Source organism: Leeuwenhoekiella obamensis, from assembly GCF_055391795.1.
In genome coordinates this window covers 499,855-515,246 of the sequence record NZ_AP029251.1, presented here as the reverse complement: position 1 = coordinate 515,246, position 15,392 = coordinate 499,855, and the positions used below count along the sequence as shown (strand labels likewise).

Below are 15,392 nucleotides of genomic sequence, written 5' to 3'. Positions count from 1 at the left end.
CGTTTCATACGGTCACTTTATTTGTCTACCAGGCTATTCTATGCGCTGGCGGTTGTTGCTGTGATCTTTATATTCTCTTACTGGATCAATGCATTTTATGCTGTGGGCTGGATAAGTTTATGGGGGCTTTTTTTACTTGTTCTCATAGATATTGTTTCGCTATTTCAAAAAAGCAACGGCATTATCGCTGAGCGTCACCTTCCTGAAAAATTCTCAAATAGTGATATCAATGATGTGCAGGTAAGCATAAAAAACAACTACGGTTTTACCATTAATGTTAAGACCATAGATGAGATCCCTGTGCAATTTCAAAAAAGAGATTTTCACAAAGAGATCAAGATTCCCGCAAAAACCAGAAAGAAATTCAGTTATGGTTTGCAACCTTATGAGCGCGGCGAGTATGTCTTTGGCAACTTAAATCTGTACGTTAATTCGCGAATTAATCTGGTTGCAAAACGCTATAAATTTGAGAAAGATCAGATGGTGAAGGTGTATCCATCTTTCATACAAATGAAAAAATATGCCTTTCTCGCTATTGATAATAAACTCTCGCAATTTGGCCTCAAGAAAATAAGACGTCTAGGCCACACGATGGAGTTTGAGCAGATCAAGGATTATGTTGCCGGTGATGACGTTCGTACGATTAATTGGAAGGCTACAGCCAAAAGAGCCAGCCTGATGATCAATCAATATCAGGATGAGAAGTCGCAGCCCATTTATTCTGTGATAGACGGCAGCCGCATTATGAAAATGCCGTTTGAAAATCTTACGCTTCTAGATTATGCGATAAACAGTACGCTTGCCTTTAGCAATGTAGCGCTAAAAAAAGGAGATAAAACCGGCATGCTAACCTTTAGCAACACGATCTTAAACCATCTTGCGCCGAGTAATAAAAAAACGCATCTCAACACCATTATGGAGGTGCTTTATAATATTGACACAAAATTTCTTGATAGTGATTTTGGTAGGCTTTACGCCGAAGTAAAAAGGAAGATCACCCATCGCAGTTTGCTTTTGTTATACACAAATTTTGAGCATATGTCTGGCTTGCAGCGACAATTACCGTATCTTAAAGGTATTGCTAGGCAACACGTTCTTGTTGTTATTTTCTTTGAAAACACAGAGTTGAGAGAACTTGTAGACGATAAAGCGGCAAACACTATTGAAATCTATAATAAAGCTATCGCACAGAAATTTGAGTATGATAAAAAACTGATGGTCAAAGAGCTTGAAAAGCACGGAATACAGACAATTCTTACACGACCAGAAAATCTTACCATAAACACGATAAACAAATATCTTGAGATAAAAGCAAGAGGTATTTTATAAGCGCATTATTTATAATATTTATGTGTGTTGAGCTTTGGATATCGTTGTCGTAAAACTTTATCTTTGCAACTTTAAATTTTAACTATGATCAAGGTTACCTTGCCAGACGGCAGTGTAAAGGAAATGGAAAATGGGTCAACTCCGCTGGATGTTGCTCAAAGTATAAGCTCAGGATTAGCGCGCAATGTTATTTCTGCAAAATACAACGGGACCACGTTAGAGGCTACAACGCCGCTTACAGAAGATGGTTCACTTATTCTTTATACGTGGAATGATGACGAAGGTAAACAAGCATTCTGGCATTCTTCTGCACACATTTTGGCGCAAGCCTTAGAAGAATTATATCCTGGAGTAAAACTTACCATAGGGCCAGCGATCGATAAAGGTTTTTACTATGACATTGATCTAGGCGAAGGCAGATCACTTAGTGAAAACGACTTTAAAAAGATAGAAGACAAGATGCTTGAGATCGCGCGCGGAAAGCACGATTTTAAAATGCGTAGCATTACAAAAGCTGAAGCTCTTGATTTCTATAAAGAAAAAAACAACGAATACAAGGTTGAACTTATTGAAAACCTTGAAGATGGCACCATAACCTTCTGTGATCATGACACATTTACAGATCTATGTCGTGGTGGCCACATCCCGAATACAAGTATCGTAAAAGCCGTAAAATTAATGAGCGTTGCCGGTGCATACTGGCGTGGAAACGAGAACAACCCACAGCTCACAAGGGTTTACGGGATTTCTTTTCCTAAGCAAAAAGATCTTAAAGAGTATCTTGAATTGCTAGAAGAGGCCAAAAAACGCGACCATAGAAAACTTGGCAAGGAACTTGAGTTATTTACATTCTCACAGCGCGTGGGTCAGGGCTTACCGCTCTGGTTGCCTAAGGGTGCCGCTTTACGCGAAAGGTTAGAAAATTTCCTTAAAGCTGCGCAGAAAAAGGCTGGTTATGAAATGGTGGTTTCTCCGCACATTGGGCAGAAAGAACTTTATGTTACTTCTGGTCACTATGCAAAATATGGAGAAGACAGCTTTCAACCCATAAATACTCCCGCTGAAGGTGAAGAGTTCTTGCTTAAACCAATGAACTGTCCTCACCACTGTGAGATCTATAATAGTCAACAATGGAGTTACCGCGACTTACCAAAACGCTTTGCAGAATTTGGTACAGTTTATCGCTACGAGCAAAGTGGCGAATTGCACGGATTAACCCGTGTACGTGGTTTTACTCAAGATGACGCCCATATTTTCTGTACTCCAGATCAACTGGATGACGAATTTATGAAAGTTATAGACCTTGTACTTTATGTTTTTGGATCTTTAGGATTTGAAAACTTTACCGCTCAGGTTTCTCTTCGTGATCCTGAGAATAAAGAGAAGTATATAGGCTCTGATGAAAACTGGGAAAAAGCTGAAAATGCTATCATTAATGCAGCTAAAGTTAAAGGTCTTAATTATGTGATCGAGACTGGTGAAGCAGCATTTTACGGTCCTAAACTAGACTTTATGGTTAAGGACGCATTAGGTCGTAGCTGGCAGCTTGGTACAATTCAGGTAGATTATAATTTACCTGAGCGTTTTGAACTTTCTTACAAAGGAAGTGACAATGAAGAGCACAGACCAGTGATGATTCACAGAGCTCCATTTGGTAGCATGGAACGTTTTGTAGCGATCTTACTTGAGCATACGGGAGGTAATTTCCCGCTTTGGTTAATGCCAGAACAAGCTATCGTACTCACGCTTAGCGAGAAGTATGAGAATTACGCTCAAAATGTTTTAAATTTGCTAGAAAATCACGAAATTCGCGCCCTCGTGGATTACCGTGGCGAGACCATGGGTAAAAAAATCCGTGAGGCTGAAATGAAAAAATTGCCTTACATGCTTATCGTTGGCGAAAAAGAAGCAAACGAAGGTGTGATCTCTGTGCGTAGGCATGGAGGTGAAGATCTAGGATCAATGACGGTAGAAGAATTTGCCGGCCTAGTAAAAAATCAAATAGGGCAAACATTGAAAAAATTTGAAGTTTAATTAAAACCATATAGCCATAGCAATACGTAGAAAAAGATCAAGAGGCCCAGCTAGGGTCGAGAAGAAGGACCAACATAGAATCAACGACAAGATTAGAGTGCCTGAGGTACGTCTTGTGGGTGATAATGTAGAAATGGGGGTTTACCCTACTAGAAAAGCTCTAGACATAGCTAATGATCTAGGTGTAGACCTTGTTGAGATATCTCCTAACGCGAAGCCACCCGTCTGTAAGGCGATGGATTATAAGAAATTTGTTTACGAACAAAAGAAGCGCGAAAAAGCCATGAAGGCAAAAGCGACTAAAGTTGTTGTAAAAGAAATTAGATTCGGTCCTAATACAGATGATCATGACTACGAGTTCAAAAAGAAACACGCACAGAAGTTTCTTGAGGACGGAGCAAAGCTTAAGGCATACGTATTCTTCAAAGGACGTTCTATCGTATTTAAGGATCAAGGACAGATCTTGCTTCTTAAATTAGCACAAGAACTAGAAGAATATGGTAAGGTAGAGCAAATGCCTAAGCTCGAAGGTAAGCGCATGATCATGTTCATGGCACCTAAGAAGACAAAGTAAATTTCGCTTAAAGCGAAATCTAATAATATAAGTGGATTAAAATAAAAAAAGAGGAAAGATGCCTAAGATGAAGACTAAATCCAGTGCTAAAAAGCGTTTTAAGCTTACAGGAACTGGTAAAATCAAAAGAAAGCACGCGTTTAAAAGCCACATTCTAACGAAGAAGTCTAAAAAACGTAAGCTTAAGTTAACTCATGACTCTCTTGTTCACAAGGCGGATGAGGATAACGTAAAAACAATGTTACGCCTTAAGTAATAACGTTTTTACCCGGTTAAAATTAATTATAAACCATGGAGCTGGGCCTTTAACAAACATTCGTAAAAACGGATTGCCCACTACAAAAAAATTTAAATTATGCCAAGATCAGTAAATGCAGTTGCTTCTAGAGCCAGAAGAAAAAAGGTGATGAAGCAAGCCAAAGGTTACTTTGGAAGACGTAAAAATGTTTATACAGTTGCGAAAAACGCGGTTGAAAAGGCTATGCTTTACGCATACCGTGACCGTCGTCAAAAGAAACGCAACTTCCGTTCACTATGGATCGCTCGTATCAACGCGGGTGCTCGTTTGCACGGAATGAGCTACTCACAATTCATGGGTGCGGTTAAAGCTAACAATATCGAATTGAACCGTAAGGTTCTTGCAGATCTAGCGATGAACCACCCTGAGGCGTTTGCAGCTATTATAAATAAAGTAAAATAAGGCTCAGGCCTAAATAATAATTTTTCTCCACTTACAAGAAAGCCTCGCAATTTGTGAGGCTTTTTTATTTTATGCCCTTACACAAATCACAATCACATAACTTTCAGATAATCAATTAGTACAAGTAAAATCTTTAGAAATATCGTTGTAGTGTTGCATTTCATCGATTAAAGTGTTAAATGCTTGGTTTTAAGCGTATTGATACGTTATTTTATAAGTAACAAAAAATCCCAAATCATGATCTTCAAACCTATAGCAGTATTGCTTCTACTTTTGTCGTACCCATTACTTTCGCAAACAGATGGCGTAGGCATCGGCACAGCAAACCCCAGAACCCTTCTTGAAGTCGCTGGCGACACAAAAATCACAAACACTATTGAGATTGGTGTAATAGAAAATCTAGAAGACGGCGACGAATCTACTTTCCTTATCCAAGAAAGCAATCAAGACATTAAAACCTTAGATGTAAGTAATCCCACAGGGGCAGCTCTAGGTTATATTCAAGAATACGAATTATACGACCCGCAAGAAGACTGGGTATACGAATTTGACACACAAATAAGCTCGACTGATTTTGTTGTAACTGCTATTTCTGCGCATTATGACCGTGAATTAGATATTCCCAGTTATGCAACCATACCTTATTACTCCTGCTATGAAAAAGATGGCACTTGGCGCATTACAGCAGATTTCCCAGTAGCAAATAATAGATATAGCTCAGAAATTGGCACATGGACGGTTACAACGCTGATCTACTCTCGTGACCTCTCAAAACAATTAGGAACCATTACCATCCCAATGGGTGGAAACTCTACTGCAAGCGCTTCAACTCCTATAATTGATTAACATGAGAAAATTTTTACTACTTATAACTTTACTGACTTATCTACCCACTTTTGCGCAAGTAGGAATTGGTACAACTTCTCCTGATACAGATCTTCATGTTGCTGGCTCTATGCTGGTACAAAAGGAATTTAATATCAATCAACTAGATACTGTCGCAAGCACTGACGAAGATTTTAAACTTCTTACACGTATTAAGAACTCTTCGCCTGTTGGCGAAATATCTAAACTGGATGTTGATAATCTTACAGTAGCTCCTATTAATCTTGTAAACTATCGCTTCCATAATCTTTTGGGTGACAACCTAACTGATGTAAATCTCCAGCTAGATACAGATAAATATATTGTAGGTATTGCAAATTTTAGATATATAGGAGACGCGGTACAAAAGCTTATCTTACCTGGTGATGACGGCTTTGGGAACTTCGTTTTACGCGTTTTTGAAAGCGGCGGAGAATGGCATCTAGAAATAGGCAACAGATTCTTAGATCCTCTTATCGGCGGCACGGTAGAATATCAACTTACCTTGATCATTTATGACAAATCCTATTATCGCAAATTAGACCCAATTTTCACAGATATGAATGGTTCTAATACAGGTGTGGCATCAAGTATTCCAGATATCAATTAAGATGGTAAGGATTATCCTATATATCGTCACTTTTCTCACTGGCTATTTAGCATTTGCTCAGGTAGGTATCAATACATCTACTCCATCTGCAATGCTAGAGGTAAATGGCGACACTAAACTAGATAAGAAACTCTATCTAGAAGATCCGGGAGATAATCTAGAAATTAGAGGTGCTAAATTACTTATAGAAAGATCTGACAATAGCATTGTGCAATATGATATTGATAAAAGTAAGTATGGCCCTATAAACTATGCCAAGCTTGTGTTTGAAAACACCTCAAAAAACGGAATAACAGACTACGATACAAAAATCTCGACAACAGATTATATCGTAGGGATTCAAGGATATTATTTTAGAGGTTACAGCGACGGTAACACCAGTATTGTGAGCCAAAGTAGCGTAAGCACAAATGACATTGAAGGCTTCCAGGTTTACGCTTATAAAAACCTTGTTACAAACACCTGGTTCATCAGAGCATTTGTAAACAACAGCATCTTCAGAAGGACAGACAATGCCAATATTACGGTAAACATCTACATGAATGTCTTTATCTTCAGAACAGGATTTATCTCAAAAGAGATCCCGTCATTAGATATTGACATGGGACTTCTCCCTATTAAGACAGCAAGCAAACCTACGGGATTTTAGTGTTACGCTTACGCGAAAACTACGCCCATTCAAAAGTGATGTCCTTCTCGATATCTGGATGCAAGCTGTGATGTACTGGGCAAGTTCTGGCTACATTTTCTAGAATCTTCTTCTCCTTATCAGAAACAGGATTAGGAAAACAGAAAGCGATGGCTATCTTAGAAATTCTTCTAGGATCGCTGGCCATTGTTTTAGTTATTTTGGCGGAAGCCCCATCAATATTAGCGTCCATGTCACGTGCTTTAATTCCCATCACGGTAAGAATACAACTAGCAAGCGCAGTCGCTACGGTATCTGTAGGTGAGAAAGCCTCGCCTTTACCATTATTATCTGTAGGCGCATCTGTAATAAAAGAATTCCCTGATTTTAAATGCGTGCAAGTGGTACGCAAATCACCTTCATAAACTACGGTACTTGTCATATTTTAATCTTGAATGGTTTTTATCGCAGATGGATCTGCCGGCATCGGCACAACTTCTAGATTAAGATCCTGAGCATATCTAATGATATAAACAGCCTCATTTGCGTAGCCAAAAGTCTCAGGAACATAATTAAATCTATTCTCAACATATTCTGTAACCTTACCTTCTAGATCTGCTGCATACAGATCATCTGCTGCAGCTAATCTTAAGATCGCATCATACGTTACATCAAAGGCTCTTGTTGCATATGTAGATGGCTCAACGCCGTATCTTTTAGCATAAGACTTTCTGAACTTTTGAGACATTGGTGTTAAGCTCTCATTAGATATTGATGGGAAATGAAAGTTAAGATTCATCAACACCATGTTAGAGATATCATCACTATCATACACACTATCCTTAAATGTGGTAAGAACAGTGATGTTGTATTTATCAACCTCAGTATTAAGATATGTGATCACGCTACTTATTAAAGGGATTTTGTCTGACTCAATAAAGATCCAGTTCTCTCTTCCCTCAACCAGTTTACTAGTAATATCATTTGCATACACGTAGTCATTACCACCTTCTCCACGAGGATTCACCACATGCGAAGCAGGATATAAAGACTTTATTTTCTCTTTTGTTTTGTAGTTTTTTGAGTCGGCTACAATGATGATATTCTTACCTGCTCCTGCTCTTTCTACAAACTGCATCATTGTTTTGCGCAACACATCTTCTGCAGGACGCGCTTTAAAAATATTACTACCCTGCTTCACTCTGTCTGATAATGGTGAGATCACAGGAATATTACTATTGCGCAACTGATCTGCAGCACGCTCTACGTTGCTTCCCATTAACGGTCCAACAACAACATCCATCTTCTGGAAATTGTTACTTCTAAGAATGTCATCTACCTTTCTAGCATTAGTTGCCGTACCATCCTTACCATTATAATTGGTATCATAGATGTATAAATTGGATGATATTCCTTGCGCTTTCGCGGAATCTACTGCCATTAAAGCTCCACTATAAAAGTCTAGCGAAATACGAGAAAGTCTATCTTCTTTAAGCACTTGCTTTCTTACATCGGCAGTATCTACTTCTGTTTGCTTCAAGTTAAACGGAAGCATAAGCGCAATATTCTTAACTGAAAAGTTTGTGATCTCGCTAGCAAGATTACTTTCAGTATTTGCAAGAACACCTTTTTCTTCAAGAATGGTTTTTGGTAGTTTAAGGATCATTCCTGCCTTAAGCCCATCCTTTAAAGAAGGGTTAAGTTGCATTAACTCATCTGCCGAAACCTCAAGCGTTCTTGTAAGACTATACATGGTTTCCTTTGGCTTAACCTCATAAAAACCATACGCTGAATCATCTATTGTAGCATCCTGCGTATATGATTTATCTGGCACACTAAGGATCATCCCTATTTGCAAACCATCTTTGATCTGTGGATTTAGTTCCTCAAGCTCTGCGATAGAAATACCATACATTGCCGCAAGACCAAATTTTGTCTCCTTTGCTTTTACCACATGCTTGCGCTGAGTATCCATAGGCTTATCTGTGCTTTCTGTCACAGCTTCATTTTGCTTATGAATCTTTACTGTTTCACCAGTTTCAAGCTCTTCAGAATATAAATGACGATTGTTCTTCTTTATCTCTTCTTGTGTAACGCCGTACTTTTTGCTTAAGCTAAAAAGCGTTTCACCCTTTCTCACCTTGTGATTGATGAACTGGTTATTTTCGTCGTAAGACTGATCCTCATTTACGATCGCGTGACCGCTAGGAAGTATTAAAACTAGCCCTGGATAAATACCTTTTTTAGCCTCTGGATTAAGCTTATAGATCTCGTATTCTGTGAGATTATATTTTTTAGCTATGGCATATACGGTCTCTCCCTCTTCTACTCTATGGCTATTAAACGACTGTTGACCAATGGTCGCACAGCTAAATGCCACTAGTGTGAAAAGGAAAAGTATTACTACTTTTCTCATGTATTTTTCAGATTTTTTTGTCCTACTCCCACTCAATGGTTGCAGGTGGCTTGCTACTAATATCATATACTACCCTATTAACGCCTTTAACACGGTTTATTATATCATTAGAAACCTTTTGTAAAAAAGCATAAGGTAGATTTACCCAATCTGCGGTCATACCATCTGTACTTTCTACCGCGCGAAGGGCTACACATTTTTCATAAGTGCGCTCATCTCCCATAACTCCTACTGAGTCTACAGGAAGCAACATCGCACCTGCTTGCCAAACTTTATCATAAAGTCCCCATTCGCGAAGACCATTTATAAAGATCGCATCTACTTCTTGTAAGATACGCACTTTTTCTTTAGTGATGTCTCCTAGTATTCTAATACCAAGTCCTGGTCCAGGAAATGGATGTCTTCCTAAAAGGTTAGGATGCATATCCATACTTGCTCCTACACGACGCACTTCGTCTTTAAAAAGCATGCGTAAAGGCTCTACAACCTTAAGCTTCATATAATCAGGAAGTCCACCTACGTTGTGGTGAGATTTAATAGTTGCAGATGGCCCACCGGTAGCAGAAACTGACTCGATCACATCTGGATAGATCGTTCCCTGACCTAGCCATTTTGCATCCTCAACTTTGTGCGACTCATCATCAAAAACCTCGATGAACACTCGACCTATGGCCTTACGTTTTAATTCTGGATCTGTGATTCCCGCAAGAGCATCCATAAAACGATCTGTTGCGTCAACGCCTTTAACGTTAAGTCCCATGCCCTCATATTGCTTAAGAACATCTTCAAACTCATTCTTACGTAGAAGTCCGTTGTTTACAAAAATACAGTGCAGGTGATCGCCTATCGCTTTGTGCAATAACATTGCCGCTACAGAAGAGTCAACACCACCAGAGAGACCCAAGATCACTTTATCAGTTCCTACGGTTTCTTTAAGTTTTTCTACAGTTGCTTCTACAAAGCTATCTGGAGTCCAAGTTTGTTCAAGACCGGCAATATTGATCAAGAAGTTGCTTAAGATCGTTTTACCATCAGTACTGTGGTAAACTTCTGGGTGAAACTGAATCGCATATGTTTCTTCACCCTCTATTCTATAAGCCGCATTAAGTACATCTGTAGTACTTGCAAGTCTTACAGAACCTGCTGGCAATTCTTTAATTGTGTCACTATGACTCATCCACACCTGGCTACCTTCTTCAACGCCTTCAAAGAAAGCCTCTCCAGATTTAACCATATTAAGATTAGCACGGCCGTATTCTCTAGTATTAGACTGGCCAACTTCACCTCCGTGAAAATGTGCCAAATACTGCGCACCATAACAAACGCCTAGCAAAGGTTTCTTACCTCTTATTTCAGACAAGTCTGGATGCGGCGCATCTTCACTACGCACAGAATGTGGCGAACCTGATAGGATCACAGCTTTGTACTTAGAAAGATCTTCTGGTAGATGGTTGTACGGTTTAATCTCGCAAAAAATGTTTAATTCCCTCACACGACGTGCGATTAACTGGGTGTACTGCGAGCCAAAATCAAGGATGAGAACATTATTTTCCATGCCCAAAAATACCACTAAAATGATTCTCCTAGAAACCTTTTTTAGCTCATTTTACCTGTGATTTATCAAATGGATTTCCACAATTTCAGGAGTAGCATTATTAGGCTTATTAAAATCTTGCCAATGATTGTTCAATTACACTTAAACTATTGTGAAAAATTAACCTGTAAATTTTAAATAATTTATTTTGGCTTTAAGCCAAAAAATAGCTTACCGGATTAATTAGATCTCTACGCATTAGTAAAGTTCATTTTTTATAAAATTCAGATCTAAAATCGACCAAATCTCGTAGATAAGATTTTGAAAAAGAAATGCTTCGATTACGAATATTTTAAAAAGAAGCAATGACAACACATTGATAAATCGATTAAATTATCAGAAATCTGTTATAATTGATAATTTTACACCCAAATGTCAGATTTTTAATACTTTGAAGCGAAAATATTTTTTATAATTGTACTTTATTAGTAGCATAGCACCCCTATCATGAAAAACAGTATCGTTTCCGTACAACTCAAAGCGCTTAGAGAAGGCTCTGGCTTTTCTCAAAAAAAGATCGCTGGTGAGTTAGGCATTACCCAAGGAGCATATTCTCTTATCGAGAATGGACAAAACTCAATTACAACTGAGCATTTGCTTACTTTAAGTAGGATTTATAGCGTGCCGACAGATAGAATTCTGCGCGGTTCTAAACACGCTATATTTATGACAAACAATAATGGTTTTGTACCATTGATCAATGTTGAAGCAAGAGCTGGTTTTATCAACAACTTAAATAATCCTGAGTGGCTTGATGAACTTAATATGTTCAAGATACCAGGATATGAGCCTTCTACGGGTCAAAAACTTTTTGAAGTAGAAGGAGACAGTATGATGCCCACACTTATGCATGGCGACGTATTGATATCTCAAAAAGTTGAAGATCTTACAGACATTTTAGATGGCTCTGTAGGCGTTATCATAACAGATAAATCTGTTATGACAAAGAGAATCAAAAAAGACCTGAACAACAATGCGATCATTCTTATAAGTGATAATAGCAAGTATGAGACGGTAAGTTACTCTCTTAACAATATTGTAGAAATACTTATTGTACGTGGTAAGATCACCAGCGCATTTAATGTTACAGACCTTGACGCAAACAAGCGTGTACAAGGCTTGGAAGCCAAAATACAAATGCTTCAAGATGACATTACAGAAATAAAAAAGAGGCTTTTAGAATAAAGCCTCTTTCTTCATTTTTTATTTACCGAGTATTTTATTCTACCGTCACAACTCCTTGCGGGAATGACGCAGAGTTCACAGTCATAGTATTCATTGCAGGTTTTAATTCATTACCTGTAAGGTTGTTTACTAATGGCTGAATATAAAAAGGTGTTAGATCATCAGGATCATCAGATGGCTCTACTGAAACAAAAACCTTTTTACCTCTAATATCAACTGGAGTACTCACTCCTTGCAAAGACAAGAATTGTGAATTCAAGAAATCTTCACCAGGAAATGATGGAGAATTATTGATGTTAGAACTGTAACCGTCTGCTTCATCTCTTCCTTCTGCCGAAGTAAATTTACCTGTACTAAGATTCACAGTTCCACCGCCTTGTTTTGGCACAACAACCCATCCTTCATATTTCCATCCTGCAGGAAGATCTGGAAGATTAAGTCCTTTAACACCAGTATTAGGATTATAAAAGTAAAAACCAGATTGATCATTACCAGAATTATCATCTGTTGGAGTCATTAAAGTATATTCCCCTGAAATGCTAGTAAAATTTGCAATCGCAGTATTAATGGTTAGTGACGCACTGTTTCCAGAAAAAGGTCCAGAAAGAACCACTGTGTTTGATATTTCACCACTAGGATCATTACCTGGCTCAATACTTACCATGAATCTTGTTGCAGCATCGGCTTTCGCCAAACTTACTCTGAAGTCATGACTATCTCTGCCGTCATTGAATTTACCAAGAGAAATATTTTGACCATCGCTCACGATCCAAGCTTGATACTCTGCATTAGCTGAAAGCTTTGCAAGGTTTATGGTTTTTAAAGTAATAGTTGTCTGCACTTCCCTATCGTCATCATTCCCGCTACAAGAAAATAAAACAAGCCCTGAGAGAAACAGCGCAGATAATCGAAAAATTGATTTCATAGATTTTGTATTCATTTGTTTAGTTGGATAACGCAAATGTAGCTATGGTATTTTACTAAAACGAAAAACCAGGTCCAAAGGACCTGGTTTTTGTATATAATTTAACAGCTCTAGCTATTAAGCGTTCTGCTTCTTGATCAAGTTAAGTGCAGACCCTTCTCTATACCATGCAATTTGCGCATTGTTATAAGTATGGTTTGTCACTATTGTATCAGTACTTCCATCAGCGTGAGTTACCTCGAGCGTTAACGGCTTATCTGGAGCAAACTCCTCAATATCTACAAAGTTGAAAGTATCATCTTCTTGAATAAGATCATAGTCATTTTCGTTTGCAAACGTAAGCGCTAGCATACCTTGTTTCTTAAGGTTTGTTTCGTGAATACGAGCAAAAGACTTAACTAATACTGCCGCAACACCTAAGTGACGTGGCTCCATTGCTGCGTGCTCACGAGAAGAACCCTCACCATAGTTATGGTCACCTACAACAATAGTTTTGATACCTTTAGCTTTATATTCACGTTGCGTATCAGGAACACCACCATACTCACCAGATAACTGACTTTTTACAAAGTTTGTTTTCTTATTGTAAGCATTTACAGCACCTATCAAACAGTTATTTGAAATATTATCAAGGTGACCACGGTAACGTAACCAAGGTCCCGCCATTGAGATGTGGTCTGTAGTACACTTACCAAAAGCTTTGATAAGCAACTTCACATTTTTCAACTCTGAATCTTGAATAGGCTCAAAAGGAGTTAAAAGTTGAAGACGCTCGCTATCTGAAGCTACTTTTACTTCTACAGAACTACCATCTTCAGTAGGCGCTAGATATCCGTTTTCATCTACAGCAAATCCTTTTGGCGGAAGCTCAAGACCTACAGGAACATCTAATTTAACCTCTTCTCCATCTTCATTAAGAAGAACATCATTTAATGGATCAAAATCTAAACGACCAGAGATCGCTATAGCTGCAACCATTTCTGGAGAACCTACAAATGCGTGTGTATTTGGGTTACCATCTGCACGCTTAGAGAAGTTACGGTTAAATGAGTGAACAATTGTGTTCTTCTCTTCACCCTTACGGTCGCTACGATCCCACTGACCGATACATGGACCACAAGCGTTTGTAAATACCGTTGCTCCTAAGTTTTCAAAAACCTGTAGAAGTCCGTCGCGTTCTGCAGTAAAGCGTATTTGCTCTGAACCTGGGTTGATACCAAAATCACTCTTTGGCTTTAATTTTTTATCAATAGCCTGTTGTGCAATTGAAGCCGCTCTTGATAGATCTTCATAAGAAGAGTTTGTACAAGAACCGATCAATCCCCAATCAACTTTAATTGGCCAATCGTTTTTAGCAGCCTTCTCTCCTAGCTCACCTACTGGCGTAGCAAGGTCTGGAGTAAAAGGACCGTTAAGGTGAGGACGTAGTTCTGAAAGGTTGATTTCAATAACCTCATCAAAGTACTGCTCTGGGTTAGCATATACTTCATCATCACCCGTTAAATATTCTTTGATCTCATTTGCCGCATCAGCAACATCTGCACGGTCTGTAGCACGTAAGAAACGCTCCATAGACTCATCGTAACCAAATGTAGAAGTAGTAGCACCAATCTCCGCACCCATGTTACAGATCGTACCTTTACCAGTTGCTGAAAGGTTTTTGGCTCCAGGGCCAAAATATTCTACGATCGCACCAGTACCACCTTTTACAGTAAGAATTCCTGCTACCTTAAGAATAACATCTTTAGAAGCCGTCCATCCATTCAATTCACCAGTTAACTTAACACCGATCAATTTAGGAAACTTAAGCTCCCATGCCATTCCTGCCATTACATCCACAGCATCAGCACCACCTACACCTATCGCTACCATACCTAGACCACCAGCATTTACTGTGTGACTATCAGTACCGATCATCATACCACCTGGGAATGCATAGTTCTCAAGAACCACCTGGTGAATAATACCTGCACCCGGCTTCCAGAAACCAATACCATATTTATTAGAAACAGACTCTAAGAAGTCAAAAACTTCATTACTTGTTTCATTAGCTCTTTTTAAATCTTTTTGCGCTCCTTGCTTTGCCTGGATAAGGTGATCACAGTGTACCGTAGTAGGCACAGCAACCTCTTTCTTACCTGCTTGCATAAATTGTAGCAAAGCCATTTGAGCTGTAGCATCCTGACAAGCGATACGATCTGGAGCAAAGTCTACATAGTCCTTTCCTCTTACAAAAGCTTTATCAGTCTTACCGTCCCACAGGTGGGAATACAGAATTTTTTCTGCAAGGGTCAACGGCTTTCCGGTGAGTTCTCGTGCAGCATCTACACGCTCAGCCATATTGCTGTAAACCTCTTTGATCATATCTATATCAAATGCCATGATTTAATGTTTATTTTTAATTGTTAAAAAAGCGGTACGAAATTACGAAAAACCGCGTAAAATCTAAACTTTTAATTGTTCAGAAAAACGTTTTAGACAAGAATTTAGAAAGATTTAAGATAGTAGCAACAATACCTTAAAAGAAATTGGA

14 protein-coding genes are annotated in these 15,392 nt (G+C 38.7%); 9 read left to right on the top strand and 5 right to left on the bottom strand.

Features of this window, described 5'->3' with window-relative positions; all coding sequences use genetic code 11:
• Nucleotides 1-21: 21 nt before the first annotated feature.
• The 8 genes from ACZ5L8_RS02360 (at nucleotide 22) to ACZ5L8_RS02325 (ending at nucleotide 6,760) form a co-directional block, all read left to right on the top strand.
• Nucleotides 22-1,329: a DUF58 domain-containing protein gene (locus tag ACZ5L8_RS02360; RefSeq protein ID WP_464439478.1), complete on the top strand. Its 1,308-nt coding sequence runs from the start codon at nucleotides 22-24 to the stop codon at nucleotides 1,327-1,329.
• An 84-nt stretch (nucleotides 1,330-1,413) separates the two neighbouring features.
• Nucleotides 1,414-3,363, top strand: a complete 1,950-nt coding sequence (thrS, locus tag ACZ5L8_RS02355; RefSeq protein WP_462599076.1) for a threonine--tRNA ligase — start codon at nucleotides 1,414-1,416, stop codon at nucleotides 3,361-3,363.
• 22 nt (nucleotides 3,364-3,385) lie between these two features.
• On the top strand, nucleotides 3,386-3,937 hold the full coding sequence (gene infC / locus ACZ5L8_RS02350) for a translation initiation factor IF-3 (RefSeq protein ID WP_464440905.1): 552 nt from the start codon (nucleotides 3,386-3,388) through the stop codon (nucleotides 3,935-3,937).
• A 58-nt stretch (nucleotides 3,938-3,995) separates the two neighbouring features.
• On the top strand, nucleotides 3,996-4,193 hold the full coding sequence (gene rpmI, locus ACZ5L8_RS02345; protein ID WP_462599077.1) for a 50S ribosomal protein L35: 198 nt from the start codon (nucleotides 3,996-3,998) through the stop codon (nucleotides 4,191-4,193).
• 99 nt (nucleotides 4,194-4,292) lie between these two features.
• Nucleotides 4,293-4,637: a 50S ribosomal protein L20 gene (gene rplT, locus ACZ5L8_RS02340; RefSeq protein ID WP_462599078.1), complete on the top strand. Its 345-nt coding sequence runs from the start codon at nucleotides 4,293-4,295 to the stop codon at nucleotides 4,635-4,637.
• A 237-nt stretch (nucleotides 4,638-4,874) separates the two neighbouring features.
• Nucleotides 4,875-5,483: a hypothetical protein gene (locus tag ACZ5L8_RS02335; protein ID WP_464439476.1), complete on the top strand. Its 609-nt coding sequence runs from the start codon at nucleotides 4,875-4,877 to the stop codon at nucleotides 5,481-5,483.
• Between the two features lies 1 nt (nucleotide 5,484).
• Nucleotides 5,485-6,111 carry a hypothetical protein gene (locus ACZ5L8_RS02330; RefSeq protein WP_464439475.1) on the top strand — a complete coding sequence of 209 codons (627 nt, stop codon included), beginning with the start codon at nucleotides 5,485-5,487 and terminating at the stop codon, nucleotides 6,109-6,111.
• Between the two features lies 1 nt (nucleotide 6,112).
• Complete coding sequence (locus tag ACZ5L8_RS02325) at nucleotides 6,113-6,760, top strand: hypothetical protein (RefSeq protein WP_464439474.1); 648 nt, start codon at nucleotides 6,113-6,115, stop codon at nucleotides 6,758-6,760.
• 19 nt (nucleotides 6,761-6,779) lie between these two features.
• Here the strand turns inward: ACZ5L8_RS02325 and ACZ5L8_RS02320 are convergent, their stop codons facing one another.
• Genes ACZ5L8_RS02320 through guaA form a run of 3 tightly spaced genes read right to left on the bottom strand, consistent with a single transcriptional unit; the run spans nucleotide 6,780 to nucleotide 10,710 of the window.
• Nucleotides 6,780-7,181, bottom strand: a complete 402-nt coding sequence (locus tag ACZ5L8_RS02320) for an OsmC family protein (protein ID WP_464439472.1) — start codon at nucleotides 7,179-7,181, stop codon at nucleotides 6,780-6,782.
• Between the two features lie 3 nt (nucleotides 7,182-7,184).
• A complete protein-coding gene (locus tag ACZ5L8_RS02315; protein WP_464439471.1) occupies nucleotides 7,185-9,155 on the bottom strand; it encodes a LysM peptidoglycan-binding domain-containing protein in 1,971 nt (656 codons plus the stop codon).
• Nucleotides 9,156-9,177: 22 nt separating this feature from the next.
• Nucleotides 9,178-10,710 (bottom strand): glutamine-hydrolyzing GMP synthase, encoded by a 1,533-nt coding sequence (gene guaA / locus ACZ5L8_RS02310; RefSeq protein ID WP_464439469.1) that lies wholly within the window; start codon nucleotides 10,708-10,710, stop codon nucleotides 9,178-9,180.
• 486 nt (nucleotides 10,711-11,196) lie between these two features.
• Here guaA and ACZ5L8_RS02305 point away from each other — a divergent pair, with 486 nt between their 5' ends.
• Complete coding sequence (locus tag ACZ5L8_RS02305; RefSeq protein ID WP_464439467.1) at nucleotides 11,197-11,934, top strand: XRE family transcriptional regulator; 738 nt, start codon at nucleotides 11,197-11,199, stop codon at nucleotides 11,932-11,934.
• A 34-nt stretch (nucleotides 11,935-11,968) separates the two neighbouring features.
• Here the strand turns inward: ACZ5L8_RS02305 and ACZ5L8_RS02300 are convergent, their stop codons facing one another.
• Together ACZ5L8_RS02300 and ACZ5L8_RS02295 are read right to left on the bottom strand one after the other, a co-directional pair.
• Nucleotides 11,969-12,859 carry an anti-sigma factor gene (locus tag ACZ5L8_RS02300; protein WP_464439465.1) on the bottom strand — a complete coding sequence of 297 codons (891 nt, stop codon included), beginning with the start codon at nucleotides 12,857-12,859 and terminating at the stop codon, nucleotides 11,969-11,971.
• Nucleotides 12,860-12,976: 117 nt separating this feature from the next.
• Nucleotides 12,977-15,241 (bottom strand): aconitate hydratase, encoded by a 2,265-nt coding sequence (locus ACZ5L8_RS02295; protein WP_464439463.1) that lies wholly within the window; start codon nucleotides 15,239-15,241, stop codon nucleotides 12,977-12,979.
• Nucleotides 15,242-15,392 lie beyond the last annotated feature (151 nt).

Bases quoted from the DNA above. Each gene is read 5' to 3' on its own strand.
- thrS (WP_462599076.1), top strand. From the start codon at position 1,414: ATGATCAAGGTTACCTTGCCAGACGGCAGTGTAAAGGAAATGGAAAAT.
- rpmI (WP_462599077.1), top strand. From the start codon at position 3,996: ATGCCTAAGATGAAGACTAAATCCAGTGCTAAAAAGCGTTTTAAGCTT.
- rplT (WP_462599078.1), top strand. From the start codon at position 4,293: ATGCCAAGATCAGTAAATGCAGTTGCTTCTAGAGCCAGAAGAAAAAAG.
- ACZ5L8_RS02335 (WP_464439476.1), top strand. From the start codon at position 4,875: ATGATCTTCAAACCTATAGCAGTATTGCTTCTACTTTTGTCGTACCCA.
- ACZ5L8_RS02330 (WP_464439475.1), top strand. From the start codon at position 5,485: ATGAGAAAATTTTTACTACTTATAACTTTACTGACTTATCTACCCACT.
- ACZ5L8_RS02325 (WP_464439474.1), top strand. From the start codon at position 6,113: ATGGTAAGGATTATCCTATATATCGTCACTTTTCTCACTGGCTATTTA.
- ACZ5L8_RS02320 (WP_464439472.1), bottom strand. From the start codon at position 7,181: ATGACAAGTACCGTAGTTTATGAAGGTGATTTGCGTACCACTTGCACG.
- ACZ5L8_RS02315 (WP_464439471.1), bottom strand. From the start codon at position 9,155: ATGAGAAAAGTAGTAATACTTTTCCTTTTCACACTAGTGGCATTTAGC.
- guaA (WP_464439469.1), bottom strand. From the start codon at position 10,710: ATGGAAAATAATGTTCTCATCCTTGATTTTGGCTCGCAGTACACCCAG.
- ACZ5L8_RS02305 (WP_464439467.1), top strand. From the start codon at position 11,197: ATGAAAAACAGTATCGTTTCCGTACAACTCAAAGCGCTTAGAGAAGGC.
- ACZ5L8_RS02300 (WP_464439465.1), bottom strand. From the start codon at position 12,859: ATGAAATCAATTTTTCGATTATCTGCGCTGTTTCTCTCAGGGCTTGTT.
- ACZ5L8_RS02295 (WP_464439463.1), bottom strand. From the start codon at position 15,241: ATGGCATTTGATATAGATATGATCAAAGAGGTTTACAGCAATATGGCT.